The sequence below is a fragment of the Acinetobacter sp. 479375 genome (assembly GCF_000581715.1).
Taxonomy (GTDB): Bacteria; Pseudomonadota; Gammaproteobacteria; order Pseudomonadales; family Moraxellaceae; genus Acinetobacter; species Acinetobacter ursingii.
Genome location: NZ_JEZN01000004.1, coordinates 171,641 through 198,487 on the forward strand (window position 1 = coordinate 171,641; position 26,847 = coordinate 198,487).

A 26,847-nucleotide genomic window follows, 5' to 3' on the forward strand; every position below is an offset into this window, starting at 1 on the left:
TGGCGGCTTTAGCATGATCTTTTTTTCCAGAGCAGCACGCGCTGATGCTCAAATTCAACTTGTAGCTCAACGTCTTTCAACACGTCTTGCTTTCTTTTCACTCGGTTTTGCAACAGCAGCTTGGGCTCCTTTGATTCCATTTGCACAACAGCGTTTGCATTTAAATCACGCAGACTTTGGTCTATTACTGCTATGTAGTGGTTTAGGTGCGATTTTGGCCATGCCCATCACTGGCTTATTAATTTATCGTATAGGCTGTAAAGTGCTGATCAGTGCTGCCCTGCTGATGCTCTTACTATCATTACCTGCTTTAGCATTGGGTAGTACCGCGCTAAGTATGGCGGTAATTTTATTCTTTTTCGGAACTGCGGCAGGTAGCTTGGGTGTGACGGTCAATTTCCAAGCGGTTTTTGTAGAAAAGAATTCAGATAAACCCATGATGTCAGGTTTTCATGGCATGTGCAGCTTAGGCGGCTTGCTAGGCGTCATGAGCATGACAGTTTTATTGGCAATCGGCGTTTCACCTGTGATCAGTGTTTTTATGATTGGTCTGGTTCTGGTCGCGATGAGCTTCGTAAGTGTTCCTTATGCATTAGCAGTCATGCCCAAAGAGGATCCACTCAATGAAAAGTCTAACGAAGATTTATCAGTCAGCAACACAAAAAAGCGCCCGAGCCTTTTAATCCTGATTATCGGGGTGATTTGCTTTATTAGCTTTTTATCTGAAGGTTCAGCAATGGACTGGAGCGGCATTTATCTGACGCATAATTTTGGTCTGAATGCTGCTTATGCAGGACTGGGTTATACCTGTTTTGCTATCGCCATGACTGCGGGCCGTTTAATGGGTCAACAAGCACTTCAGTTATTGGGTGAATCCAAGCTGATTCAGTATAGTGTGATTTGTGCATTTGTTGGATTGATGAGTATCATACTGGCACCGCAATGGCTATTTGTTCTGATCGGCTATGCTTTACTCGGCTTAGGTTCGGCCAATATTGTACCTGTGATGTTTTCACGCGTTGGACGACAAAATAGCATGCAAAAAGCGGCTGCTTTATCATGTGTATCGACCATTGCCTATACAGGATCATTAACTGGACCTGCCCTGATTGGTATTATTGGAGAATATATAGGTCTTCAATTAGTCTTTGCATGTCTGGCGGGTTTAATTCTTTCAATTTTGGCACTGAATCACTTTAGTCAAATCAAGGCTCAAAAATAGTTTGTATCAATAATAAAGTCTTTGGTTATTACTACAAAGACTTTATTTTTACTCTAAGCATTGTGATGAATCTCAGTTCGAATGTTGATATTGTTTATTGTTTAGATCCGGTATGACGATGATGCGTCAGGATAAAACAAAACCGAAGAAAGAATATTTTCATACTCAAAATTATGTAAGTATTGAGTACATTCAAGGTCATTCAGAAAATCTTGACACCAGTCATTAATATCATAAATGCTGAGTCCATGAATTAGTTTCTGGTAGCGACTTTTTCGCTCTGCCAATGGCATATTGAGTGCTGTTTCCAGTGAGGTCGACATGGCTTCACGGTCTGTTGGGTCAACAACCAGAGCATCGGTCATTTGTTCTGCCGCTCCAGCAAATTTTGATAAAATCAACACGCCTGGATTTTGTGGATCTTGTGCAGCAATATATTCTTTTGCGACCAAATTCATCCCATCTTTAAGTGAACTAATCCAGCAGATATCTGCATCACGATAAAACTGCATCAGTTGATTGTGTGCTTTTGATTCATAACTACATACAATCGGATACCAGTCTTCTCGCTTAAATTCGTTGTTGATAATATCCATTTTTAATTTAAATCGTTCAAATAGACGTTTATAGGTGGCGACATCAAGGCGACAAGGACACGCGATTTGTAAATGTTGAATCTGCCCACGCCGTTCAGGATGTTGCTCTAAGTAATGAGCAAAACTATTAAACCTCTCGAATAAGCCTTTAGAGTAGTCAATACGATCAACTCCAATAATGGTTTTCATCGCCGAGTGTGTAGTGTGTGGCTCTGAGCAAGCATTTGCTAAATCTGCAACCGATTTTTGGATCCCTTTAACATCGACCCCAATCGGATAATGTTGAATCGAAACCAAGCGCTGATTCAGACTTAAACTATTTTTTTGAATTTTTTGTGCTTTCAATAATTGCGTACATACTTGTAGACAATTCTTTTGATCTTGCTGGGTCTGTAATCCAACTAAATTATAATGGCATATATCCTGAAGTAGCGTATTGGCAACGGGTAACTTTTTCCACAGTTCAAGCGCTGGAAATGGAATATGTAAAAAGAAACCGATTTTATTTTGCATGCCCAATTCACGACAATGACGTGCAACACTTAAGAAATGATAGTCTTGCACCCAAATCAAGTCATCTGGCGCAGCAAATTCACTTATTTTTTTTGCAAATAAAGCATTCACTTGTTGATAGATTTGATACTCATCATGTTGATAATCAATCAGATCAGCGCGGTCATGCATCATTGGCCACAAGCTATTATTGGCAAAACCACAGTAATAATCCTGATATTGTTTCTGAGTTAGCGGACAGGTGATATAGGTAATTTTTGATTTGTATAAAATATCAAAGCGTTGATTGGTCTGTTGTTCAACTTTCTCGCCATTCCAGCCTACCCATATACCGCCGACTTTACTCAAAGCATCCTGCATAGCAACGGCTAAGCCGCCTGCTACACATTTTTCAGATTGAGGTAAACTGACACGATTCGATAAGATAATAAGTCTAGACATGTTCTTCTCCATATTTTTCTAAATGTTTAGGAATGGCGGTATCACGCAGTCGTTCTAAAAAACCCCTTAAAAAGAAATTGACCTGATCAATATTTTTAAATCGATATGTCGCATTTGTTGCACCCTCCCCCACCTTGATGGTTACGCCTTTCATTTGATTAACGTAGCTAAAACCATCTTCATCGGTTCGATCATCGCCAATGAAAATAGCTAAATGATTTTGCAGATTGAGTAAGTGTGAGATTTCAGCGATGGCTTGACCTTTATCAATATCATTCCAAACTAATTCATAGACATATTTGCCTTTGATCAATCGAAGCTGATCATGCTGATGTTGTAGTCGCTGCATGATCAGACTAGCAATCTGTTGTAGTTCAGGGCATTTTCGATAATGTAGCGCGATCGCATGTTGTTTATTTTCAATAGTAAATTCTGGATAACGTTGAGTGTCCTTATTTAAAATAGTCTCAAGCGCTTGAAATAATTCACTTTGAGAATGCTTAGAAAATTGATTTTGATCATTGAGATAAATCAATAAACCATGCAAGGCTGCAATAGGTAGATCGATTGCTCCAAACATGTGCTTGGCAGATGACAAATCTCGCCCTGTGACCGCAGCCACAGTAAGATGTTGTTGAATATGTTGGATTAAATCCAGTATGTCTTTTGAAATAAAACAACTTGATGGATCAATTTGAAACTCTGCTAAAGTTCCATCAATATCTAAAAATAATGCCATTGATTTATTTTGAGAAAAAATATCATTTACCACATCCTCACAGCGATCATAATGTGAAGAAGCTAATATGCTATTTTCATTTTGAATATTTATGTTCATGTGTTCATCGTTATAATAGGAAAGCTTTTAATTAGATTGAGTTAAAAATGATCAAAAATAAAGCAAAATTACTTAAACACCTCAACAATCCGCTTAGGATTTACTTAAGTTGATTTGAATGATACAAACTCATGATTTGTTACATAGACTGAATAAATCTCTTATTAAAAAAACAAGCCGAATAATTTTTTTATTTTCATTATTTTACAAAGGTGAAAAGATTTAAATATGTCATAAAGTCTATAAACTCAAAAAATAAATCAATATGTTAAAGTGTCTTTATCTTAAGAACTAGATACACAATCCTACTTAGCTTACATGATCCATATCATCTATTCATAAAAACTAAACATTAGAAACAAGAGTGATGTTTTTATAAGAACCCCAATATAGGCATGCTAACCACTCACTTATTTGATAAAGAGAATTTTAAAATGACGTACTACGAAAAAATTAATGATCTCATTAAAAATATAAGAACGGTCATCTTCACCTTTAGCAATACTGAAGGACATTTACACGGGGCACCTATGACCACCCAAAATCGCGAATTTAATGGTCAAGTATGGTTCATTGGTTCCAAGAAATCTGAATTATGTCAAAGCATTCAGACAGATTCTCAAGTAAACCTTGCCTATGTGACCTCTTCAAACCATTATGTTTCTATTCATGGCACAGCAAACCTTGTTGATGATCAAAGCATTTTAGATGAACTCTGGTCTCCTGCTTATGAGGCTTTCTTTGAAAATGGAAAATAGGATCCCGACGTACAATTAATTCAGATAAATGCGCATGGAGCTCAGTATTGGGAAAGTGCAGGAACGATTGTAACTTTATATAAATTAACTAAAGCTGCAATTTCAGGAGAAAAGCAAGAATTAGGAACCAGCGATACTGTGAGACTTTAAAACAGCGTATTGTAATTTCTGTATGACTATCATTATTAATGGTATTGATACATCTCAAGCAAATAGTCGTCATGATGAACATCCAGATCATCCATCAAAGATGTAAATCATGATTCAATGAACTGCTTGAGTTATACATGGAGCATTCTTGCTTCATGTATAACTCAAAATAAATTATTATAATTTTTATTTTAAACTCAAACATCTTATCTTAATAAAAAATTTAAATTCAACCAACTTCCATTATGATTCTCTACCCTAGCTATATTTTAATATTTAATAGTTAATAGTTACTTATATTACTTTAATTTTATATTATAAATTTTTTATTCATTCTTTTTTATTTCTTCGTATAGGAGAAAAAATAAAGAGAATTTAAACAATTATAAAAAAATCGATTCATTATTACAAATCCAAGAACACTTCGAACTAAAAATGAATTAGATCACAACATTATAATGATGGTCATTCAATCTGTGCATGGTGATGTGCATCAGCTTTGTAAAATTTCCACAAATTTTAAAACTATAACTATACAGAGCATCCATTTTTATAGCCCCAGATTTGTTAATATTAATTAATACCAGCTACAAATCATCTAAATAATTCTCTAGGGAGCATCATCTATGGAGAATCATCGCGTCATTCTTCAAGATGAAGATAAAAATCAACATCAAATCATTCGTGTGAAAGATGTCACTTTCAATACTCAAACCCTTATGAATACTCATCATTGGTTATGGGTTTATGCTGAAAGCTATGAATTTTTTCCATTTGAATCATGGGAACAGCTTAATCACGCTAAAGTCAGTGAAACGATTTCTCTTCAGGGAAAACGATTCAAAGTCATCAAAATCTTAAAAACTAAAAAGCCAAAGTTCTCTTAGTCAAAGAAAACAACAAATCAGTTCACCGACATTTTTCTATAGATTTAGATCGTTAGTCATGCATCATTTTTTAATCCATAGCTTACAACAGTGTAATCCATAGCTTACAAATGTTCATTTACTGATCAGTCATTTTAATTTTTAATATATTTATCAATAGGATATGAATTAATATTTTAAAGAATTTCATTTTTATCATTTATTTTAATTTAATTGATATATCTCATTAATTATTTGAATTATAACAAATTACCCAAAAATATTATTTAGTCAATCTAATTAATCAAATCAATTTATTAAATTATAATTAATTTTAAGAATTCGCCAATTTTTGAAAAACAGACTACTATGAGATACGTCACTCCCACTCCTCTAAATTTAATCTCTATTTATTAATAAGATATAAATTTTATTGACTCTTTATTGCTCATTTTTAGTTGAAATGTGACGTAAGTTATTTAAGGAATGTGCAATTATGAAAATTCAGTTATGTTATGCGAGTACTCGCAATCTACAATCAGAAGATCTATTACAAGATCTGAATGATATTTTGACCATAGCTCGTGATTTTAATAGTCGTCATGATATTTGCGGCGTGCTTTACTATGCTGATGGCTCTTTTTTTCAATGCTTGCAAGGTGAAAAAGAGGTCGTCGAAGCATTATTTGCTAACATCTGTAAAGATGAACGCCATTGTGAAATTATTTCATTTGAAATTATGGAGATTGAGGAAACTAAGTTTAAAGATTGGTCGATGAAATATGTGCAACGTAATTCTGAGATTAATAAATTTTTTAAGAAAATGAACTTTAAAATGTTTTCTCCATCCGCACTTGATGACAAAACACTTCCTGTTTTTTTAAATCATCTTTATGATGCTGACCAAGCCCAAATTAAGCAACGAGTCGGCATGAATAATCGTGGTGTAAATAAATATATTTAGTATTATATTAGACTTCTTTCATTGCTCCCTTTATTTCTTCCTATGAAAGAAAAATAAAGTGGCTTTAAACAATGATGAAAGAAGTCTATTTCGTCTATATGAATAGTGCTAACAGGCTTCAATCTAAACCAGCCTGTTAGCATTATTAAAAACGTTCTGATCAAAAAAATTAAATATTAACATTTTAATGAATCAATTCATCGCGATATAATTTATACCAAATAAATAATAGTACTATCTTGAAATTTATAACAGATATTCCCAAATGACATAGCCAATAGCAAAACCTAAAAAGGCATATAACGTAATGATAAAGAAGACAAAACTTGCCTTATTTTTTTGCTTTAAAAATTGCATATCATTAACCTCAATGATGATCGACCTGACTTAAACTCACAACAACAAATCAAAATAAAACATTAAAAATAAAACACTTAATAAATAATTACTGATGTTCAACCACTGCCTGCTTTTGTTGCTGGGATGGCATATATTCAGGTTCATGGCTCACAGCAAAATAAAATAATACTAAGAACATACAACCTAGAAAAATACTAATTCCTACGACCACAAATGGAAATTTTGATTGATCCTTTGACATAAGATCAGACTCCTCAATATTTAAAAAATAAAATTAAATCGAAGAACTTTCTAAACGCTTCAGCATATTTACATTTTGAATTTGCGTTTGAATATATTCGGCATAGACTGAAATTTTTTCAAAAATATGTTCCGAATAAAACATATCTTCTATCAAATGATGTGCCTGTTTTGCGCTAAAACCATGCGTCAACATGATTAATGGTACATTTATTTCAGAGAAATCATGGCAAAGCTTTTGATGCAAATCATCTTTTCTTTTAAACAGTAATTTTTTCTGATCGATTTGATTCGATCTAAAAGCAGTATCTCCAGCCTGTTGTTTAATGACAAATATTTTGACTTTTAAAAAGTGACTCATTTGATTTAAGATTTCTAAATCAATTTTTAAGTACGTTAAAATAAATATTTTTGACGTATCTGAACGACATATTGCCTGAATCAATTTTAAAAATACAAAATCTAAATCATTATCATATTCAAAAATATCCAGATACAGATTTAAGGACTCCAATGCCCGATCAATCTGAATTTGAGTGTGATGATGAACTTGATAAAATGGTGACAGCAGATCGCGAATCATGGGAGTAAAAGGCGTTGAATAAATAGTTTTTTTATTTAAATTCGCCAAGATGAAGGGTGAAAAAACATAAGCCACATTCATATCATCCTGTTTAATCGCAGACTGGATCATATAAGTCAAATCTACAGGCGCCATACTTCTTAATACTTTGGCACGTAGGATTGTTGCTTCGAGATTAACATATTGATTTAAAATCTGTTGTTGCACATTCTGAGAAGGTGCCTGTGCAGGAAAAATCTTCAACAGTTGATTTAATTTTTCAGTTTTGAACACATCACACCTCTGTACTTCATCCCAACAGTTAATCAAATCTAAAAACGTATATCTGCTTGAGTTTTAATCTATTGTCTTTGGAAAATAGGTGAATTGTTAGATACAGATTGAACTATAAAAAATATAACAGATAGCGCCTTTTCTCTTAATCTGTTCTATTTTTATACCCGTTTTAGTCCTTTTTTGATTGAATTTACGCTAAAGTGTTATATCTCTCTTTCGATTGTGTTTTTCATTGCAATGTATAAATCTGAACAGTTGGCGCAGCATTTAAAACAATTGATTGAAAATGGGACATGGCCTGCGCAAAGCAAATTGCCCTCTTTACGTGAACAAGCTGAAATTTCTGGGTTTAGTTTGATGACCGTGATGAATGCGTATCAGGATTTAGAAGCGCAGGGTTTTATTTATTCGCGAGAAAAATCGGGTTATTTTGTTGCTGAACAGTCAAAAAACCAAACTCCTCAAGCAACACCCCTCGTTTCACTAAATCCTAAAATAGAGATCAACTCTCTTGTCTTTAAGTATTTAAAATCGATTCAATCCAAAGATATTGTGCCATTTGGTTCTGCTTTTCCAGATCATCATCTGCTGACGCCAGCAAAGCTGTTGCAAACCTTAAGTCAGATGGCACGAGATCGAAACAGTTATGATCAAACCAGTAATCTTCCACCAGGAAATCTGGCCTTGCGCAAAATGATTGCCCAGCGTTATGCCATGCAAGGAATAGCCACCGATGCAGATGATATTGTGATTACTTCGGGTGGTCTGGATGCATTGAATTTATCATTACAGGCGCTGACTCAGCCAGGTGACTATATATTATTACAACAGACCACCTTTTATGGGGCATGGCAAGCCGCAGAACGCTTAGGCTTAAAAGTGATTACGCTGCCAGAACATCCGACACATGGTTTTGACCTGCAAGCCTTTGAACAAATCATTCAACATTATCCAATTAAAGTATGCTGGTTTATGTTAAATGCCCAGAATCCGATTGGATTTACTGTGAGTGATGATCTCAAATATAAAATTGCCAAACTTTTACATCAATATCACATCCATTTAATTGAAGATGATGTCTATGAGGAACTTTATTCTGGTTTAAATAAGCCGCTTCCCATGAAATATTTTGACAGTAATAATCTAGTTTTGCATTGCTCGTCTTTTTCAAAAACCTTAGGTGCTGGTTTTCGCGTAGGCTGGGTCTATGCAGGAAAATATTCAGAGCAAATTCAGCATTTGCAACTGATGAGCACCATTTCAGCCAATACGTTGATTCAAAATGCTTTGGTTGAATTTGTATCGAGTCATCATTATGAAAAGCATTTACGCCTGTTACGTCGACGTCTGGAAAAGAACAAAAAACGCTTTACTCAATATTTAAAACAACATTTGGGACAATGCTGCGAAATTTATAGTTTTTCGGGCGGTTACTTTATTTGGATCAAGCTTCCCTTATATCTTAATAGTCTGGAGCTTTACCATCAGCTCATCACCCAACAGATTGGGGTTGCTCCTAGCGCTCTTTTTAATGTTTTAGAAAATAACCAACATGCTATTCGTTTAAATTGCTCATTTGAATGGAGTCCATCCATACAAACTGGATTAGATACGCTTATTCACTCTATTTTAAATATTCAAATCCAATCTTGATCTTTTAAATAGTTGAAACTGACCAGAGTCAGAATTTATTCAGCCGAATAAAAATAGGGAACTTAAGTTCCCTATCTTCACTTAATGAGGTGCAGGCCCTTGTAAACTGCGCTGCGGTTTTGGACTTAACCAGATGATTAATCCGGCAAAAATGAAAGCCAAAGCAAATAACAAAAATACATGATTTGCCGACATGGTAATCGCTTCTTTATCCACTAGACTAGAAATAATTCCCAATGTACTGTCTGGACTAAAACCACTCTGAATCAGCGTATTTTGGGTTTCTTCAACATGTAAGCTCGAGACCATTTCACTACGGGCAACTTTGGCATGGTCATCCCAAATGGTGACCGCAATAGAAGCACCTATTGCACCAGCTATGGTTCTTAGGAAGTTCATCAATCCCGCAGCGGATGCGATTTCTTGTGGGAGAACCGAAGCAAGTGCAATATTGGACAGAGGAATAAAGAAAAATGGCACAGCAAAGCCTTGTAATATCTGCGGCCAAGCCAAAGTCATAAAGTCTGAATCGGTAATCCAGAAGGCTCGCATAAAGGTCACAACCCCCAGCAGTAACAGACCAAAACTGGCCAAAGCACGTGGGTCATGTTTTGTTGCCAATTTAGCGACTATAGGTGACATGGTTAAGCTACCAAAACCCATGGTTGCCGTTAAATAGCCTGCCCAAGTTGCGGTATAACCGAGGTTCATTTGTAACCACTGAGGAATCAGGACAATACTGCCAAAAAACGCGCCAAAACCAAAGGACAGCGCAAGAACCGAAACTGTAAAACCTCGATGCCGAAAGATCCAGAGATTAACCACAGGCTGTTTATCGGTCATTTCCCAGATTAGAAAAACAATGAAACCAATAATGGCCGTCAGCGCAAGCATGACAATACTGGTATTATTAAACCAGTCACGTTCATGCCCCAAATCTAGCATGAGCTGTAATGCACCAATCCACAGTACTAATAGAAATAAGCCAACACTATCGATTCTTAAGCGAACGGTATCTGTTTCTGCGACAGATAGCAGTCGGATGGCTGCCATCACACAAATAATCCCAACAGGAATATTGATAAAGAAAATCCAGTGCCAAGACAAATTATCACTGATTAAACCACCTAAAATCGGACCTAGAATCGGACCTAATACGGTGGTCATTGCCCAAAGTCCCATCGCTTGAGAATGTTTTTCCTGTGGGAAAATACGCATCAGCAAAGTTTGACTGAGCGGCATCAATGGCCCGCCAGACAAGCCCTGCCCGATACGACACAACACCAACATTTCAAGGCTGGTCGAGAGTCCGCATAGAAATGAGAATACAGTAAAACCAATCAGCCCCATCACAAAGACACGAACTGTACCAAATCGGCTTGCCAGCCAACCTGTCAATGGAACACAAATGGCTTCGGCAACTGCATAGGAGGTCACCACCCATGTGCCTTGCGAAGAAGAAACTGCCAGATTTCCTGTAATATGCGGTACAGAGACATTGGCAATAGTGGTATCGAGTACCACCATAAAATTAGATAACGCGATGACAAATGCTGCAAGCAGCAAACGACCACCACTTAACTCGGCAAAAGGTGTCCGTGATGCCGCCTGATTTTGAGCACTCATAGATTACTTCTTCGAAGAAAGATCGACTTTGGCTTCCATTGACAAACCCACTCGTAATGGATGATCTGCCAACTCTTTGGGATCAAGTGCAATCCGTACAGGTAAACGCTGAACCACTTTAATCCAGTTACCTGTCGCATTTTGTGCAGGAATTAAGGCAAAAGCAGCACCCGTTCCGCCAGAGAAGCCGATCACCTTGCCATGATATTCAACATCATCACCATACAAATCTGAAGTCAGGGTTGCTGTTTGTCCCACGCGGACTTTAGCCAACTGACTTTCTTTAAAGTTAGCATCGACATACAGTTGAGAAATCGGAACAATACTCATCATCACTGTACCGGGAGCGACACGCTGACCAACCTGAATATTACGACGTGCGACTACGCCATCGACTGGCGCACGAATCACGGTACGATCCAGATCAAGCTGTGCTTGTTCAACTTTCGCCTGAGCGACCAATACATCTGGAAGCGTGTCTTCATCGGTACCTTTAATTAAGGCATCATTGGCAGCCAAATTACTCATGGCCGCTTTACGATTAGATTCAGCCTGAGATAGTCCTGCCTGAGCCACATTCAAATTGGCTTGTGCTGTATGCAATGCGCTTTGTGCAGAAGTCAGTTCTTCTTTGGAAATCGCGCCTGTCGCTGCAAGAGAAGCACGGCGATCATAATCCTGTTTGGCTTTGTCTACATCTGCCTGTGCTTTGGCAACCTGTGCTTTGGCACTATTGATTTCATCGTCACGAACGATAACTTGTGAACTTAATGAACTACTATTGGCTGAACTTTGTTGATATTGACGTTTTGCTTTTGCCAATTCAGCCTTTGCCTGCGCCAGAGCAATCGTTGCATCTCGATTGTCAATTTCAACCAGAATATTACCTTGTTTGACTTGTGCTGTATCAGTGACCAAGACTTTGGCAACCTGACCGCTCACCATAGAGGTGATTTGAGCATTTTCAGCCCCCACATAGGCATTGTCGGTACTGATCGAATGATTAAAAAATACAGCCCAAATCGCATATAAAATGGCGGCAATAATCACAATCAAGGCAAAATAACCGAGTAGTTTTTTACGTTTAGACTTCATTGCGTCATCAGAAGTTGATGCTGTCTGCTCTGTTGCCTGCACATCATCTTGAGCATTTGTCATCGGATATTCCTAATTCTGTAGGTTGAAATTTCACAATTTTCCAGTTCGATCGACCAGTCTAAGTTCTGAATCTGAACTTAATCTTAAATGAGAATAGTTTTGACAATGTTAATTTTCAAATGAAGCAAGAATAACCAAAAAAATCATAGGCTGATAATAAAAATATAACTTATCAGTTCATTTTTGCTTAAACTGAGTTTTACTAACTTTCCAAAAGAAATCGCATAAAAAAAAGCATCTCTAAAGATGCTATGTTCTCATCGATCGACTTACTTAATAGGCATAAGATGCTGTTCCAACTGCAATTATTTTGTCTTCATTATTTTTCATCGTCATTCGCATGGTACAACCTTTACGCCCCAACCGCAGGACTTCAGCTTTAGCAATAAAGTATTCTCCACGTCCAGGGGCTAGATAATCCACCCGCATATCAACCGTTGCCAAACGTGAAACTTTCTTGATGGTTTCCGCCATATTTTCAGCTTCAGTCTGTTTATACAACTCTCCCATCGCCACAATTCCGCCGATGCTATCCAACATTGTCGCAGCAACACCGCCATGTAAAATTTGAAAAGCAACATTCCCGATCAAATTTGGCAACATTTCAATATGCGCTTCTATCTCATCATTTACAACGCGCATGGTCATCGCATTATGCTTAAAAAAAGGAGAACTATTAAATGCCTGACATAACTGATTCAGAATCACGCTAATATCGATTTTTGAGCCTAATTGAATATGTCCAGTCCATGTTTTTTTCGCTTCAGTCATACGTTCCCTAATCTTCACAAATCTAAATTAAAGCCAATTCTGCTTGTACAAATGCCCTATTATGGGTCTACAATACGCCACAAGTTAATACTGAGGCTTGAGATTGTTATGACTTATACGTTCAATCGTCCTGCATTTCCAGCGACTCGCATGCGTCGAATCCGTAAAAATGATCAACTGCGGGCGATGGTCAGCGAAACTCAACTGACGCCGCATCATCTCATTTATCCAGTATTTGTACTTCCAGGACAAAATCAACGTCAAGATATTCCGAGTATGCCAAATATTCAGCGTTTATCGGCAGATTTACTCGTCAAAAAAGCAGAACACCTTTTAGAATTAGGCGTATCCAAGCTTGCCTTATTTCCTGTCACACCACAAGAGGACAAAAGTTTGACCGCCGAAGCAGCATGGCGTGAAGACGGTCTGGTGCAGGAAACATGTCGATTACTCAAAAAAGAATTACCTGAAATGGTGCTCATCACCGATGGTGCTTTAGATCCATATACCACACATGGTCAGGATGGCATTATCGATGATACTGGTTATGTCCTGAATGATGAAACCGTAGAATGTCTCGTCAAACAAGCTTTGAGTCATGCGGCTGCGGGCGCAGACGTCGTGGCGCCAAGTGACATGATGGATGGTCGTATTGCGGCGATTCGTCAGGCATTTGAACAAAATGGCTTTATTTATACCAACATCATGGCTTATTCAGCCAAATATGCCTCTAGTTTTTACGGGCCTTTCCGTGATGCGGTCGGTTCTGCCAGCAATTTAAAAGGCGGCAATAAATACAACTACCAGATGGATATTGGTAACCGTGCAGAAGCTTTGCATGAAATTGCACTGGATTTGCAAGAAGGCGCAGATATGGTGATTGTCAAACCGGGTATGCCGTATCTGGATATTGTTCGTGAAGTAAAAGATACCTTTGGCGTCCCGACCTTTTTGTATCAGGTCAGTGGCGAATATGCCATGTTGGCAGGCGCCATTCAAAATGGCTGGTTATCTGATAGCGTAATTTTAGAATCTTTACTGTGTTGTCGTCGTGCAGGTGCAGATGGAATCTGGACATATTTTGCCGAAGATGCAGCGCTTAAATTGAAAGAGATGAAATAAAATCTCCCCTAACCCCTCTTTGATAAAGAGGGGAATTTTTAAAATGGTTTAACGTTATCATGCATATTGCCATTATTGGTGCAGGAATTAGTGGTTTACTCACCGCACTGGAACTGGTTGAACAAGGTTGTCAGATTTCTATTTTTGATCAGCAACAATCAGGTCAGGCGGCTTCATGGGCGGGTGGTGGCATCCTCTCGCCGATGTATCCGTGGCGTTATCCTCAAGCCGTTAATACACTGGCGCAATATGGCAAAAGCATGTATCAAACTTGGAATGAAAAATTACTGCCGATGACAGGCATTGATTTTGAAATCCATGACACAGGTATGCTGATTTTTGATGAAGATGATTTTGATATTGGTCTGAATTATGCAGCGCATTATCAAGACCCCATGCAACAGGCTGACTATCTAGAATATGATGCGTTAGAACAAGTGAATCCGTGGATTAATCCAAAATTTCAACACGCGATTTATTTTTCGCAATTATCCAACGTGCGTAATCCACGACTTTTACAGTCTATCATCTGCTATTTAAAGCAGCATCCTCTGGTGCAATTTTTTGAACAGACTCAAATCTTCAAATTTCAGATTCAAAACCAACAAGTGCTGTCTGCGACAGATCAGCACGGCAACAAAATACAAGCGGATCAATTTGTCATTGCAACAGGGGCATGGAGTCAACATTGGCAACAACAGCTTGAGCTAAAAATTCCTGTACAGCCCGTACAAGGGCAAATGGTGCTATTTAAAACCCCAGCTCAATGGCTTCCTACCATGTGTATGAATAAGGTCATGTATCTGATTCCACGTCAGGATGGTCATATTGTTTGCGGTTCTAGTATGGCGAATTGTGGTTTTGACACGACGCCCGATGCCAAAACTCAACAGAATATTATCGATGCCTGTCTGGAAATAGTGCCTGAACTGGCTCAATTTCCCATCGTCAAACAATGGGCGGGACTACGACCAAGTTCTCCAACAGGTGTTCCCTATATTGGTGCTGTTCCTGATCTAGACAATCTATGGATGAATGTTGGTCATTTCCGTAATGGTTTATGTATGGGGCCTGCTTCTGCACAGTTGTTAGCTCAGTTAATACTAGAGCAACCCACATTAACCGACCCAGCACCATACTCTCCTGAACGCCTAAAAACAGAACAGTTGGTCATGGGCTAAACGACAAGAAGGCAAGCTTCAAGATTTATTTAGATTCAAACATTTTGGCTGCCATACGCTGGGCTTGTTTGCCATAAAACCAATAGGTAATCAGATACAAAGGAATCGCCAGCACCAAAAACATGATTAAAATGATGCTGATAAATTGTGGTTGTTGTAAATAAAGTAGAAAGTTTTGAAAGACTTCTGGGTCACGTATCGAAAATATAGTTAGCCCCAGTAAAACACCTAATAAATTATAGCCCCAGAAAATAAGGGTAAACCCCAAAGTTAATTTTTTACGCTCCTGTTGGCTTGGTGCGCGTTTTTCCTGTTTTAAAAATTGAAAAAGTACGGCGATAACCGCCACCAGATAAGGCACAGCCGTTACGATTCCACCGACACCTTGAGGTAATAGCGCCGCAATCACGCCCATGATCAGCGTCATTATGAAACATATAAGAAAAAACCATAAGTAGTAACGGCGTAAGTTGGTCATTTTCATCACAAATTGAACATTTAAAAAATTATTTTAAGTTTTTTTCAAGTTTTTTGCATTTTGTTGTCAACCTTTTTGGTTGGAGCTTCGTTATATAGAGTACAAGGTCAGCAGCAACCGAATGGTATTTGCACGGCATCCGCAAATTTTCGGTGACCTTTCATTATGACATCTCCTTTAGAGTATGTTTTGTTAGCAGCCAGACATATTTTAAAGTTTTTGACCGACGATTTATCATCACTCGAATCGTCGGTCTTTATTTTTTAAGCTTTTGTTTTATGCTTACCCTATCCCAATTATTGAGCTCTATTTTATAACAACCAAACTCAATATAGTGATGATTAAAAGGATGTTTAAGTGTCTATAAAAATTAAATTTTTATCAGTTGTATTTTTACCTTTACTCACCGCTTGCGTAGGAAATATGAATCCTACAGGTGGTAACTCATCTCCAGACTATCCCTTTTTTATTACAACTCAAGCCCAAATTGTAAAAAACATTGCTGTTCCAATAGGGACAAAGTTAGTTTATCAGGAACAACCTTTTAAACAGGGGAAACAAGATCGGCTAATGTCTGAGACAAAGCTGACTGCGATTGAATTCCCACATGACCAGACCATAATTTGGGGAGGTGTTCCTATTACCTCAATCAATAAGTTTTTTAACTCTGAAATGCATGGCTATACCGTTTATGCCGATTTTAAACGATTGCCTAACACGCAAAGAAATAGATTTAATCAACTTTGGCAGTCATGTAACGATAGCTTAGGAATTACTGTAAAAAATACAGATGATTGGTCATTTAATAAAGAAAATATTGCAGATATTGAAAGTTGCAGTGTTAATTATCAAAGATATTTTAAAAATAATCCGAAACAACAATACTTTTTGGATCAATTACATCAAGCTTTAAATCAAGTGAATGAAAGCTAAAATATCAAATTTGACATCATTATGGATGAATTGTCTTTTTTTACTCTTTCATCAAACTTAGTCTAAAAATATCATGATGCGATTGATTTTTGATGCGTTCTGAATTGCAGTTCGATTTATGTTACCTTATCCTCTAATCAAAAATAGGAATATCATCACTGATGACCGTGCGCTTTTTTCATACTTCCGACTGGCATTTGGGACATTTTTTTTATAACCATTCCCGCCATTACGAGCATGAACAATTTCTGACATGGTTACTTGAGCAAATCAAACAAAAACAACCACATGCCTTACTGATTGCTGGTGATATTTTCGATGTGATCAATCCTAGCTCACAGGCACAAAAACAACTTTATCAATTTTTAGCTGATGCACATCAACTTGCACCGCATATGCAAACTTTAATGATTGCAGGCAATCATGATTCAGGCTATCGGATTGAGCAAGTCGAGCCACTTTTAGAAAAATATAATGCCAAAACCGTCGGTGTAATTCGTTGGAATGAAGATAAAACTTTAAATTTGGATCGTTTAATTTTGCCCATTTACGATGAGCAAAAGCAGATCGTAGCATGGTGTATTGCCCTGCCATTTTTACGTTCTGCTGAAATTACAGGTTTCAATGATCAAACAACCAACAGCCAAAATGCCATTGCCTATTTGCACGAGCAGCTGATTGCAGAAGCCAAACGACGTAAAACGCACGATCAAGCGATTATTTTGATGTCACATGCCCACATGCAAGGCGGTGAAACTTCGGATTCAGAACGCCCGATTATCATTGGCAATGAAGAAGCGTTATCCACGACTTTGTTTGAAGATGGCATTGATTATGTGGCGCTGGGACATTTACACAAACCGCAAAAAGTTGGACAAACACATATTCGTTATAGTGGCTCACCTATTCCGCTTTCCTTTAGTGAAATTAATTATAAACATCAAGTGGTTGAGGTCACGTTCAATCCAGAGCAAAAAGATGATCCATATTTTCAGTTTGAGGCTTTGGAAATTCCGCGTAGCGTTCAATTGCATAAAATTCGTGGTGAACTGACTGAAGTTATGCAACAGTTAAAATCACTACCCAGTGAAGTCATTGAAAGCATTGATCAACGTGAATATGTCGATATTGAATATCATACCCTCACGCCACCTCAGCCAAATTTAAGACAACAATTTGAGGATGCCCTTCCGCCAGATCGCTATCGTCTGGTTCGGATTTCGCGCCAATATTTATCCACCGAAAATAGTGCCGAGCAGCAGCAACAGATTCATCTTGAACCGCCAACACCTGAAAAGTTATTTCAACAAATTTGGGAAAAAAAGGGATATCACGCAGATGATGAAGTTCAAAAAGACTTTATGAGTTTAGTCGCTCAAGCGCAGCAGCAACTTGAAGATCAACACCAGAGTTAAAGGATTCACGTGAAAATATTATCCATTCGACTCAAAAATCTAGCATCATTGGCAGGCGAACATTTTATTGATTTTGAAAGTGATCCCTTAGCCAGTGCAGGACTGATTGCCATTGTTGGTAAAACAGGTGCGGGCAAATCCACGATTTTAGATGCCATGTGTCTGGCTTTGTTTAATAAAATTCCTCGGCTCAAAGACAGTGATGGCAAGCTTTTAGATGTGGATGGTTCAGAACTTTTAACCAACTCCCCGCTTACGGTATTACGACGTGGGACAGCACACGGCTTTGCTGAATTGTGTTTTGTTGCACAGGATCAAAAGCATTATCTAGCCCGTTGGGAGATTAAACGCGCCCGCGAAAATGCCACGGGTAAATTACAAAGTGTACAACGCACCTTAAAATGTCTCACCGATGGCGTCGTGATTGCAGACAAAACTAAAGCGGTTGAAGTTCATATCCAACAAATTACCCAACTCAGTTTTGAACAATTCACTCGTGCAGTACTTTTGGCACAATCTGAAGTGACGGCTTTCTTAAAGGCACGCGATAATGAACGCGGTGAATTGCTCGAATATCTGACTAATTCCAGTATTTTTGCCAAGATTGGTCAGCTCGCATTTGAAAAAACCAAAGAAATTACTCAACAGCGCAAACAACTGGAAAATGTTTTAGGTCATATTGAATTACTTTCCGATGAAGAATGCGCTGAACTACGCACTCAGTTTGACAGCGCGAAACAGCAGCAGCAGAAACTTGAAACAGAAAAAGTAAAACTGGAACAAGTGCAACAATGGTTTGAACGCCGACAAAAACTTGAACATGACGTCACGCTCAAACAACAACATTATGATCAACACATCAAAGTGAATCAGGATTTAGAAGCAGACCATCAGCGTTTAAAACAGTTGAGCATGTTTTCTGAAATACGACCACATGTGTTTCAACAACAGCAGTTACTCAAACATCAGCAGCAACTTGAGCCACAAATTTCAAAGCAGCAACAACATTTTTCAAACTTGACTGCGCAATATGAACAGGAACAATCGCACTATCATCAGGCTGAAAAAGCCTTGCGACAATTTCAGGATTTTGAACAGCAGCACCAAGCTGAATTAAATCAGGTACGTAAATATGTGTTGGAACGCGACTCGATTGCAGAAAAATATAAAGAAATCCAAAGTCGTTTAAAGCATCTGGAACTTACGCAACAGCCTTTATTTAGTAAACAACAGCAATTTGAACAACAACAGCAACAGCTTAATGATCGACTGCACCAAACGGCGCTTCAATTGGATCAAAGCAAACAGTTTATGCCGCTTGATCAAGGTTTAAAGACTCATATTCAGCAACTTAGTCAATTTATTCAACATTATCAAAAAATTGAACATAGCATTGGCGATATTGCAGCAGCTCAGCAACAATTGCAGCTTGATGAAAAGACCGTTAAGGATTTAATTGAACGCTTTGGCGATGTTCAGCAAATTGAAGATCAACTGCAACAGCAACAATTACTCAAAGACCAGCAACTAGAACGATTGAATCAACTTGAAAGTGTTCAACATAAACTCCAATTATTTATTCAGTTTAAACAAGAACTTGTTCAGCTTCAAGCAGAATTAGAAAACACCAGTCAAACCCAGAAAAAGCTTGAAACACAAACTGAAGCGACGCAACAACGTTATCAACATGCGAAAACTGAACGTGAACAACTGCAACAGGTGTTACAACAGCAACGTTTATTGCATAGCGAAAATATCGAACATTTGCGCACTCAGTTAAAATCAGGCGAAGCTTGTATTGTCTGTGGAAGCATTGACCATCCTTATCGTGATGATGAAAGTTTAGTCTCCAAAGCCTTATATGAATTACATCAACAACAAGAACAACAAGCTAACCAAAATGAACAACAGCATTTCAATGAATGGCAAACCGCACAGCAACAACTCAACCAAATACAGGCACGGTTTAAGGAATTAAATAGTAATTGTGTTCGTAATCAGGAAAAATTTAACGAACAACAACACGTATTAATTCAAGAAAATCAACAACTCGATATATCGTTAAATTTAACGGAAGCGCCTTCTGAATTAACAGCCCAATTGCAATTGGTTATTGAAAAAAATTTAGTCAACAAACAAAAGATTGAACAAGACCTTCAGCAATTAAAACAGGCACAAAAACAACAGCAAACCTTACAACAGAGAATCCAGAATACTCAATACCAACTCCAAACCATTCAACAATTACAACAACAAGTTCAGCATATTGTGCAATGTTTAACTGATCAGGAGCAGCAACACTGGTTAAAGCATAGCTTAACGCTTGCCGAAAAAATCCTGCATCGCTTGCAGGAGCGTGTCCAACAGCTTAAAACAAGTGAAGAATTGCAACAACAGTCTGATCAACTACAGCAACAACTTAAACAATTGATTGCTGAGATTGGGTATAACAACAAACAGTTGGCTGAGCTAAAGCAGCAACTAGAACATGTAAGACAACAAGGTCTACAAAATAGTGAAAATGCGACTCATCTCGTTGAACAGATGACAGGTAAGACCCGTGTAAAAGCCAATGAATGGCTCACACAACATGAGCAGCAACGTCACGATTTACAAAAAAATTATCAACAACTCAAACAGGGCTTTGAGCAATTACGACTGACTTTTGATCAGCAAAAAAGTGAATTAGATCGCCTCAATGCACATTTGGAGCAAAATCAAAAAGATTTAACGCAATGTCAGAGTCAAATTGAACAATGGTTAAATCTTCATACCGCATTTAAGCAACAACAATTTGCAGAATTGCTGGCCATTTCAACCTCGGAAGAACAGCAACTTCGTATGGTCTTGCAGCAGGCTGAACGTCAACTCAATGAAGCACATTCAGCACTGAAAACGATACAGGAACAACTTGCAGAACATCTGCAATCGCAACCCGAAATAGCTCTCGGACAGCTTAAAACACAGCTTCAGGATACTCTGAGTCAGTTACAAAGCACTGGTGAGCAACGTGATCAATATAAAGTTAAATTAGAGTTACATCAGCAGAATCTAGCCAAGCAGCAACAATATGCCGATCAGATTCAACTGATCCAACATCAAGAACATCGCTGGAATAAAATTTCGAGCTTAATGGGTGATAGAGACGGTAAAAAGTTTCGTGATTTGGCACAGCAGTACAATCTGGATATTTTACTGGAATATGCCAATCAACAACTCGCCATGCTATCACAGCGCTATACCTTAAAACGTTTGGAGAACTCACTCAGTCTTGCCATTATCGATCATGATATGGATGGTGAAATCCGTTCTGTCGCGTCGCTCTCTGGCGGTGAATCATTCCTGACTGCACTTGCGATTTCACTTGCCATTGCCAATATGGCTTCTGGTTCAATGAAAATCGAATCTTTATTTATTGATGAAGGCTTTGGCACACTGGATGCATCTTCTTTGCATATGGTCATGAATGCGCTTGATCAATTACAAAGTCAGGGGCGTAAAGTGGTTTTAATCTCGCATATTCAAGAAATGCATGAACGCATTCCTGTACAAATACAGGTTCAGCCAATCGGTTCTGGTTCGAGTCGAATTGAAGTGGTGGGATGATCTTTCCATTGTGTAAGCATCTTCCAAACTTTACATATCCCCTACTATTTGCTTGTGAATCATTCATTGTGAAAGAAAAAGAATTTGGTAACTTAAAAATGATTCTGATTAAAAACAAAAATGGTCAAAGCAAGAAATTTTTTGTTTTTAGGTGGAGATAAAAAATTTAATTTGGGCTAAAAAATGCATACATTATCAATAAACTGTCAGCTTCATTATCGCGTCATAAATGTAACCCAATTTATTTTTCAATTGCAGATCGCAGAGCATCCTTGGCAAACGATCATCGATGAGTCATTTCAGCTAAAGCCCGACCTGACCTTTGAACAATATCATCGTGATAATGCTTTAAATCGACTTATCCGTGTGTACGCGCCAGAAGGTGATTTAATTGTCCACTATAATGCAGAAGTTCAAACTGATATTCCTGAACGTGACACGACTTTAAAAGAATGTGAAATTAAAGATTTACCTTCGGATACATTATTTTATCTTGCTCCAAGCCGTTTTTGTGAGTCCGATTTGATCGGTATAATGGTAAACAATACTTTTGCTGATTTGCCAAAAGGATATACACGTGTACAAGCAATTTGTGACTGGATTTATAATAATATTCTATACCAATCAGGCTCATCAGACAGTACGACCACAGCACGTGATATTTTAGTTAATCGCGCTGGGGTATGTCGTGATTTTGCTCATCTAGGCATTGCGATTTGCCGTGCGCTGAATATTCCTGCACGATTTGTATTTGGTTATATGCCTTTTTATGAAGCTCAGCCTGATTTCCATGCAATTTTTGAAGTTTATCTTGAAAATCAGTGGGTGCTTTTTGATGCCACACGTATGGGGCCAATTGATCAGTTTGTTCGCATAGGTACTGGACTCGATGCCAAAGATGTTCCATTTGCAACGGTTTATGGGGAGATTGAACTCATTTCTATGAGTCCTTTGATTGAGCGTGTTGGAGCATAATCTTAATTACGTTCATGATATATCGATTAGTTGTCTAAGGTTTTTTAATTTTTCAAGTGAGGGAAAAATATTCCCCTCATCTTGTATTGATCTCCAATATTTACGCCAAGCTTAAAACCACACCTGAAAACACCAGACAATAAATCCCAAACAAATACCAGCGACCATGCTCTAGCCATGCAGAGAGCCATTTAAGCGCCAGTAAACCTGTTAGAAAGCTAAAGACCATGCCAAACAAGCTTGGCAATAACAAACTCCCTATTGCCAAATGAGAGGCTCCCACACTTGCCTGTTGCGCATGAACCAAACGCAATAATTCTTTTGCGATCACAGCAGGCGTTAATACCACAGCCAAGGCAAAACTAAACTCTTCGGCTTTTTGACGAGATATGCCTAAAAATAACGCTGTGGAAATCGTTGCACCTGAGCGAGAAAAACCTCGAAACGGTAAACATAAAGCTTGCACTGCCCCAATCACAACAGCACTGGATAAACCGATATCACCTTGTTGTCCGCGATCAAAACGTGAAGATAGAATAATTAAAACCCCTGCCGCAGCTAAAGCTGCTGCCATCAATTTGGAGTTACTAAATAAATGTTCAATCTCAAAGTTACTGGCTCCGCCAAAAAATACATGTTTAATTAAAGCTTGCAATAACAGCCCTAACACACCCGTAATTGCGGTTGCGATTAAAACATAGAAGAAACGCTGTTTGAAATCATTCCAGTTTGAGAAATAAGTTTTTTTCCATGACCGCCAAAAATACACGATTACGGCAAACATTGTTCCTGTATGTAGCATCACCAATAAAAAAGTCATCTGTGGTGCAGAAGGGTCAAAACCCATGATTTTTTCTGCCAAAATCACATGTGCAGAACTGGAAACAGGCAAAAGTTCAGCTAAGCCCTGAATCACTGCCAAAATAAATACATGGAAAAGGTTCATTTATATTCTCGTAAAAGCCCGTGATGCTTATATACGTTCGAGCCATTAAAACTAGATTAAAAAGCTCAATCGAATTAAACAAACACCACGCTCATCATCCGAATAAATGAATTTATTCCTTTAAAAGTTGTCTTACTTCATTTTTAAATTTTATTTTGAATAATCCCGTGCGCCAAAAAGAGCCGTACCAATACGGACGATGGTCGCTCCAGCCGCAATTGCAGCATCCAGATCACCAGACATTCCCATACTTAAAGTATCCCAGTCCTGTGGCTGCGCATGTTGAGGCTTTACCTGTTCAAATAATTCTTTGGCATCGATGAAAGCCTGAGAATGATCTGGCGCAGGAATCACCATAATTCCGCGTAGACGAATATGAGGCAATTGACTAATTTGTGCGACCAGTTCAGCCACCTCATCGGGTTGGCAACCATCTTTTGAGTCTTGCACATCAATATTGACTTGAATGCATAAATTTAAGGGTGGCTGCGTATCTAAACGCTGGCTGGATAAACGCTCGGCAATGATTAAACGATCTACGCCATGTACCCAATCAAACTTTTCCGCCAGTTGCTTAGTTTTATTACGCTGCACATGTCCAATAAAATGCCATTCAATATCGAGATCTTTTAATTCTTCAATTTTATCCAGCGCTTCCTGTAAATAATTTTCTCCGAAACACTGCTGGCCTAACTGATACATTTCACGCAACGACTGACTTGGATGAGTTTTAGATACCGCCAATAAACGTACCGTAGCAGGGTCACGCCGAGCACAATCACAGGCATTTTTGATTTGATTCAGGACCTGATTTCGTGCTTGTTGAAACTGATTCATTGACAGGGTTCTCATTTCAGTTATTTTTTTTGCTTAACCTTACTTTGAAGTGTTGGTAAGCGATTCGGAAACGCTTATTATTCTACAAAATAACGATACTTACTCATTATATTAGGGGAAATCATGGATATCACAGAATTACTCGCCTTTTCGGTTAAAAACGGTGCATCAGATTTACATCTTTCCGCAGGAATGCCACCGATGATTCGTGTCGATGGTGAGGTTCGTCGTATTAATCTACCTGCACTGGAACACAAAGAAGTTCATCGTCTTGTTTATGACATTATGAATGATAAACAACGTCGTGACTTTGAAGAACAGCTAGAAACTGACTTTTCCTTTGAAGTTCCAAACATTGCGCGTTTTCGTGTCAATGCCTTTAACCAAAATCGTGGTGCAGGTGCTGTGTTCCGTACCATTCCGTCTAAAGTTCTCACCATGGATGATTTGGGTTTAGGACAAATCTTTAAGGATATTTGTGATTATCCACGTGGTATTGTACTGGTTACAGGCCCAACGGGTTCGGGTAAATCAACCACGCTTGCCGCGATGCTAGATTATATTAATGACAATCGCTATGACCATATTTTAACCGTAGAAGATCCGATCGAATTTGTACATCAATCCAAAAAGTGCCTGATTAACCAACGTGAAGTACATCGTGATACTCATGGCTTTAATGAAGCACTACGTTCAGCACTACGTGAAGACCCTGATATTATCCTTGTCGGTGAGATGCGTGACCTTGAAACCATTCGTTTGGCTTTGACCGCCGCAGAAACGGGTCACTTGGTATTTGGTACATTGCATACCACATCTGCTGCAAAAACCATTGACCGTGTAATTGACGTATTCCCTGCTGAAGAAAAAGATATGGTTCGTGCCATGCTATCTGAATTTTTAAAAGCCGTTATTTCTCAAACATTATTGAAGAAAAATGGCGGTGGCCGTGTGGCAGCGCATGAGATCATGATCGGGATACCTGCGATCCGTAACTTAATCCGTGAAAATAAAGTCGCGCAAATGTACTCTGCTATTCAGACAGGTGCTAACTATGGAATGACCACGCTAGATCAAAGCCTCAAAACATTGGTTTCAAAAGGCGTGATCAGTCCACAAACTGCGCGAACAGCTGCCAAATCACCCGAATCCTTCCTATAAGCCACAAAAATAAAGGAATGACCAGATATGGATTTTAATGATCTTCTCAATCTGATGATTGAACAACAAGCATCAGACCTGTTTGTCACCGCAGGTGTGGAACCTTCGATGAAAATTAATGGTCAGATTGTCCCAGTGTCTAAGACTAAGCTGAATGCCGAGGTCGTTGGACAACTGATTCAGTCCATTATGTCTGATAAGCAACGCAAGGAATTTGACGAGAGCAGAGAGTGTAACTTTGCGATTGTAAATCGGGAAAAAACCGCACGTTTTCGTGTCAGTGCATTTCAGCAGCGTGATATGCCAGGTATGGTGCTGCGTCGCATTGAAACGATTATCCCTACAATGGATGAATTACGCTTACCGCCCATTCTTAAAGATCTGGCCATGACCAAACGTGGCATTATTATCTTTGTTGGGGCAACAGGTACGGGTAAATCGACTTCATTGGCATCCATGATTGGTTATCGAAATCAGAATTCCAAAGGTCATATCATCACGGTTGAAGATCCAATCGAGTTCATTCATGAACACGCTGGTTGTATTGTGACTCAACGTGAAGTCGGTATTGATACTGACTCTTTCGATATAGCCCTCAAAAACACACTACGACAAGCCCCTGATGTGATTTTGATTGGTGAGATTCGTTCACGTGAGGTCATGGACTATGCCATTGCCTTTGCTGAAACGGGACATCTGGTCTTAGCGACATTACACGCCAACAACGCCAACCAAGCATTGGATCGTATTATTCATTTCTTTGAAAGTGATCGCCATAATCAGCTCTATATGGACCTCTCGCTCAATCTAAAAGCCATGGTGGCACAGCAATTGATTCCAACACCAGATGGCAATTCACGTCGTGCTGCGATTGAAATTCTGATCAATACACCATTACTTGCTGACTATATTCGTAAAGGTGAAATTCATGAAATCAAAGATTTAATGAAACGTTCACGTGAACTCGGCATGCAAACCTTTGATCAGGCTTTATTTGATCTTTATAAAGCAGGTCAAATTACCTATAAAGATGCCTTAAAACATGCTGACTCGCCAAACGATCTACGCCTCAGCATCAAACTTTCAGAGGAAGGTGCAGAACAACTATTAAATGCCAGTCGCAACATTACTTTTGATGGTCAATAAACCATCTAAAAATTGATGCGATTAAAAAAGAA

General features: G+C 38.3%; 23 protein-coding genes and 1 pseudogene. 13 read left to right on the top strand and 11 right to left on the bottom strand.

Translation table 11 applies throughout. The features are described from left to right. Positions 1 to 13 precede the first annotated feature (13 nt). Positions 14 to 1,222 carry an MFS transporter gene (locus J500_RS05540; protein ID WP_004996024.1) on the top strand — a complete coding sequence of 403 codons (1,209 nt, stop codon included), beginning with the start codon at positions 14 to 16 and terminating at the stop codon, positions 1,220 to 1,222. Positions 1,223 to 1,323: 101 nt separating this feature from the next. Here the strand turns inward: J500_RS05540 and J500_RS05545 are convergent, their stop codons facing one another. Both J500_RS05545 and otsB read right to left on the bottom strand, forming a co-directional pair. Continuing rightward, positions 1,324 to 2,772, bottom strand: coding sequence for a trehalose-6-phosphate synthase (locus J500_RS05545; RefSeq protein WP_004996021.1), 1,449 nt, complete (start codon positions 2,770 to 2,772; stop codon positions 1,324 to 1,326). Then, positions 2,765 to 3,610, bottom strand: a complete 846-nt coding sequence (gene otsB, locus J500_RS05550; protein ID WP_004996018.1) for a trehalose-phosphatase — start codon at positions 3,608 to 3,610, stop codon at positions 2,765 to 2,767. Before otsB ends, J500_RS05545 begins: the two co-directional genes overlap by 8 nt. A gap of 434 nt (positions 3,611 to 4,044) precedes the next feature. On the opposite strand from otsB, the pseudogene J500_RS05555 reads away from it, so the two are divergent. The 3 genes and pseudogenes from J500_RS05555 (at position 4,045) to J500_RS05565 (ending at position 6,348) form a co-directional block, all read left to right on the top strand. Further along, a pseudogene (locus J500_RS05555) lies at positions 4,045 to 4,518 on the top strand (pyridoxamine 5'-phosphate oxidase family protein). Positions 4,519 to 5,144: 626 nt separating this feature from the next. Further along, positions 5,145 to 5,405, top strand: coding sequence for a hypothetical protein (locus tag J500_RS05560; protein ID WP_004996012.1), 261 nt, complete (start codon positions 5,145 to 5,147; stop codon positions 5,403 to 5,405). 475 nt (positions 5,406 to 5,880) lie between these two features. Further along, positions 5,881 to 6,348, top strand: coding sequence for a BLUF domain-containing protein (locus J500_RS05565; protein ID WP_004990933.1), 468 nt, complete (start codon positions 5,881 to 5,883; stop codon positions 6,346 to 6,348). A gap of 246 nt (positions 6,349 to 6,594) precedes the next feature. On the opposite strand, the gene J500_RS17505 is transcribed toward J500_RS05565, so the two are convergent. The 3 genes from J500_RS17505 to J500_RS05570 form a co-directional block, all read right to left on the bottom strand. Next, positions 6,595 to 6,705, bottom strand: coding sequence for a hypothetical protein (locus J500_RS17505; RefSeq protein ID WP_004990935.1), 111 nt, complete (start codon positions 6,703 to 6,705; stop codon positions 6,595 to 6,597). Between the two features lie 88 nt (positions 6,706 to 6,793). Continuing rightward, positions 6,794 to 6,949: a hypothetical protein gene (locus J500_RS17510; protein ID WP_004990946.1), complete on the bottom strand. Its 156-nt coding sequence runs from the start codon at positions 6,947 to 6,949 to the stop codon at positions 6,794 to 6,796. Positions 6,950 to 6,982: 33 nt separating this feature from the next. Then, positions 6,983 to 7,804, bottom strand: coding sequence for a hypothetical protein (locus tag J500_RS05570; RefSeq protein WP_004996010.1), 822 nt, complete (start codon positions 7,802 to 7,804; stop codon positions 6,983 to 6,985). Between the two features lie 240 nt (positions 7,805 to 8,044). On the opposite strand from J500_RS05570, the gene J500_RS05575 reads away from it, so the two are divergent. Next, positions 8,045 to 9,460: a PLP-dependent aminotransferase family protein gene (locus J500_RS05575; RefSeq protein ID WP_004996008.1), complete on the top strand. Its 1,416-nt coding sequence runs from the start codon at positions 8,045 to 8,047 to the stop codon at positions 9,458 to 9,460. Between the two features lie 81 nt (positions 9,461 to 9,541). Here J500_RS05575 and J500_RS05580 read toward each other — a convergent pair whose 3' ends face one another. From J500_RS05580 to J500_RS05590, 3 genes are all read right to left on the bottom strand, one after another. Further along, the gene (locus tag J500_RS05580; RefSeq protein WP_004996005.1) at positions 9,542 to 11,086 is read right to left on the bottom strand and encodes a DHA2 family efflux MFS transporter permease subunit; all 1,545 of its coding nucleotides are present in this window, start codon (positions 11,084 to 11,086) and stop codon (positions 9,542 to 9,544) included. Between the two features lie 3 nt (positions 11,087 to 11,089). Continuing rightward, a complete protein-coding gene (locus J500_RS05585) occupies positions 11,090 to 12,244 on the bottom strand; it encodes an HlyD family efflux transporter periplasmic adaptor subunit (protein WP_004996004.1) in 1,155 nt (384 codons plus the stop codon). A gap of 273 nt (positions 12,245 to 12,517) precedes the next feature. Beyond that, positions 12,518 to 13,015 (bottom strand): thioesterase family protein, encoded by a 498-nt coding sequence (locus J500_RS05590; protein WP_004996002.1) that lies wholly within the window; start codon positions 13,013 to 13,015, stop codon positions 12,518 to 12,520. A gap of 108 nt (positions 13,016 to 13,123) precedes the next feature. Between J500_RS05590 and hemB the strand changes: the two genes are divergently transcribed. Together hemB and thiO are read left to right on the top strand one after the other, a co-directional pair. Next, complete coding sequence (hemB, locus tag J500_RS05595; protein WP_004996001.1) at positions 13,124 to 14,137, top strand: porphobilinogen synthase; 1,014 nt, start codon at positions 13,124 to 13,126, stop codon at positions 14,135 to 14,137. A gap of 59 nt (positions 14,138 to 14,196) precedes the next feature. Next, positions 14,197 to 15,318 (top strand): glycine oxidase ThiO, encoded by a 1,122-nt coding sequence (gene thiO / locus J500_RS05600; RefSeq protein WP_004995999.1) that lies wholly within the window; start codon positions 14,197 to 14,199, stop codon positions 15,316 to 15,318. A gap of 25 nt (positions 15,319 to 15,343) precedes the next feature. On the opposite strand, the gene J500_RS05605 is transcribed toward thiO, so the two are convergent. Further along, complete coding sequence (locus J500_RS05605; RefSeq protein ID WP_068791234.1) at positions 15,344 to 15,796, bottom strand: ABZJ_00895 family protein; 453 nt, start codon at positions 15,794 to 15,796, stop codon at positions 15,344 to 15,346. 357 nt (positions 15,797 to 16,153) lie between these two features. On the opposite strand from J500_RS05605, the gene J500_RS05610 reads away from it, so the two are divergent. From J500_RS05610 to J500_RS05625, 4 genes are all read left to right on the top strand, one after another. Further along, the gene (locus J500_RS05610; RefSeq protein ID WP_004995995.1) at positions 16,154 to 16,729 is read left to right on the top strand and encodes a hypothetical protein; all 576 of its coding nucleotides are present in this window, start codon (positions 16,154 to 16,156) and stop codon (positions 16,727 to 16,729) included. Positions 16,730 to 16,878: 149 nt separating this feature from the next. Next, the gene (locus J500_RS05615) at positions 16,879 to 18,144 is read left to right on the top strand and encodes an exonuclease SbcCD subunit D (protein WP_171071572.1); all 1,266 of its coding nucleotides are present in this window, start codon (positions 16,879 to 16,881) and stop codon (positions 18,142 to 18,144) included. A 9-nt stretch (positions 18,145 to 18,153) separates the two neighbouring features. After that, entirely contained in the window at positions 18,154 to 21,750 is a 3,597-nt protein-coding gene (locus tag J500_RS05620; protein ID WP_034698618.1) for an AAA family ATPase, read from the top strand. Between the two features lie 183 nt (positions 21,751 to 21,933). Further along, on the top strand, positions 21,934 to 22,725 hold the full coding sequence (locus tag J500_RS05625) for a transglutaminase-like domain-containing protein (protein WP_034698621.1): 792 nt from the start codon (positions 21,934 to 21,936) through the stop codon (positions 22,723 to 22,725). A gap of 100 nt (positions 22,726 to 22,825) precedes the next feature. On the opposite strand, the gene J500_RS05630 is transcribed toward J500_RS05625, so the two are convergent. Continuing rightward, positions 22,826 to 23,671 (bottom strand): undecaprenyl-diphosphate phosphatase, encoded by an 846-nt coding sequence (locus J500_RS05630; RefSeq protein WP_004995986.1) that lies wholly within the window; start codon positions 23,669 to 23,671, stop codon positions 22,826 to 22,828. 150 nt (positions 23,672 to 23,821) lie between these two features. Next, a complete protein-coding gene (locus tag J500_RS05635) occupies positions 23,822 to 24,508 on the bottom strand; it encodes a YggS family pyridoxal phosphate-dependent enzyme (RefSeq protein WP_004995984.1) in 687 nt (228 codons plus the stop codon). 123 nt (positions 24,509 to 24,631) lie between these two features. Between J500_RS05635 and J500_RS05640 the strand changes: the two genes are divergently transcribed. Then, positions 24,632 to 25,669, top strand: coding sequence for a type IV pilus twitching motility protein PilT (locus tag J500_RS05640; RefSeq protein ID WP_034698626.1), 1,038 nt, complete (start codon positions 24,632 to 24,634; stop codon positions 25,667 to 25,669). Positions 25,670 to 25,696: 27 nt separating this feature from the next. Further along, complete coding sequence (locus J500_RS05645; RefSeq protein WP_004995983.1) at positions 25,697 to 26,815, top strand: PilT/PilU family type 4a pilus ATPase; 1,119 nt, start codon at positions 25,697 to 25,699, stop codon at positions 26,813 to 26,815. Positions 26,816 to 26,847: the final 32 nt, after the last annotated feature.

What these genes read in the sequence shown, in the direction of transcription:
- J500_RS05540 (WP_004996024.1), top strand. Translation starts at nt 14, where the DNA reads ATGATCTTTTTTTCCAGAGCAGCACGCGCTGATGCTCAAATTCAACTT.
- J500_RS05630 (WP_004995986.1), bottom strand. Translation starts at nt 23,671, where the DNA reads ATGAACCTTTTCCATGTATTTATTTTGGCAGTGATTCAGGGCTTAGCT.
- J500_RS05545 (WP_004996021.1), bottom strand. Translation starts at nt 2,772, where the DNA reads ATGTCTAGACTTATTATCTTATCGAATCGTGTCAGTTTACCTCAATCT.
- J500_RS05645 (WP_004995983.1), top strand. Translation starts at nt 25,697, where the DNA reads ATGGATTTTAATGATCTTCTCAATCTGATGATTGAACAACAAGCATCA.
- J500_RS05560 (WP_004996012.1), top strand. Translation starts at nt 5,145, where the DNA reads ATGGAGAATCATCGCGTCATTCTTCAAGATGAAGATAAAAATCAACAT.
- J500_RS05625 (WP_034698621.1), top strand. Translation starts at nt 21,934, where the DNA reads ATGCATACATTATCAATAAACTGTCAGCTTCATTATCGCGTCATAAAT.
- J500_RS05585 (WP_004996004.1), bottom strand. Translation starts at nt 12,244, where the DNA reads ATGACAAATGCTCAAGATGATGTGCAGGCAACAGAGCAGACAGCATCA.
- thiO (WP_004995999.1), top strand. Translation starts at nt 14,197, where the DNA reads ATGCATATTGCCATTATTGGTGCAGGAATTAGTGGTTTACTCACCGCA.
- J500_RS05605 (WP_068791234.1), bottom strand. Translation starts at nt 15,796, where the DNA reads ATGACCAACTTACGCCGTTACTACTTATGGTTTTTTCTTATATGTTTC.
- J500_RS05640 (WP_034698626.1), top strand. Translation starts at nt 24,632, where the DNA reads ATGGATATCACAGAATTACTCGCCTTTTCGGTTAAAAACGGTGCATCA.
- hemB (WP_004996001.1), top strand. Translation starts at nt 13,124, where the DNA reads ATGACTTATACGTTCAATCGTCCTGCATTTCCAGCGACTCGCATGCGT.
- otsB (WP_004996018.1), bottom strand. Translation starts at nt 3,610, where the DNA reads ATGAACATAAATATTCAAAATGAAAATAGCATATTAGCTTCTTCACAT.
- J500_RS05575 (WP_004996008.1), top strand. Translation starts at nt 8,045, where the DNA reads ATGTATAAATCTGAACAGTTGGCGCAGCATTTAAAACAATTGATTGAA.
- J500_RS05590 (WP_004996002.1), bottom strand. Translation starts at nt 13,015, where the DNA reads ATGACTGAAGCGAAAAAAACATGGACTGGACATATTCAATTAGGCTCA.
- J500_RS05565 (WP_004990933.1), top strand. Translation starts at nt 5,881, where the DNA reads ATGAAAATTCAGTTATGTTATGCGAGTACTCGCAATCTACAATCAGAA.
- J500_RS17510 (WP_004990946.1), bottom strand. Translation starts at nt 6,949, where the DNA reads ATGTCAAAGGATCAATCAAAATTTCCATTTGTGGTCGTAGGAATTAGT.
- J500_RS05635 (WP_004995984.1), bottom strand. Translation starts at nt 24,508, where the DNA reads ATGAATCAGTTTCAACAAGCACGAAATCAGGTCCTGAATCAAATCAAA.
- J500_RS17505 (WP_004990935.1), bottom strand. Translation starts at nt 6,705, where the DNA reads ATGCAATTTTTAAAGCAAAAAAATAAGGCAAGTTTTGTCTTCTTTATC.
- J500_RS05580 (WP_004996005.1), bottom strand. Translation starts at nt 11,086, where the DNA reads ATGAGTGCTCAAAATCAGGCGGCATCACGGACACCTTTTGCCGAGTTA.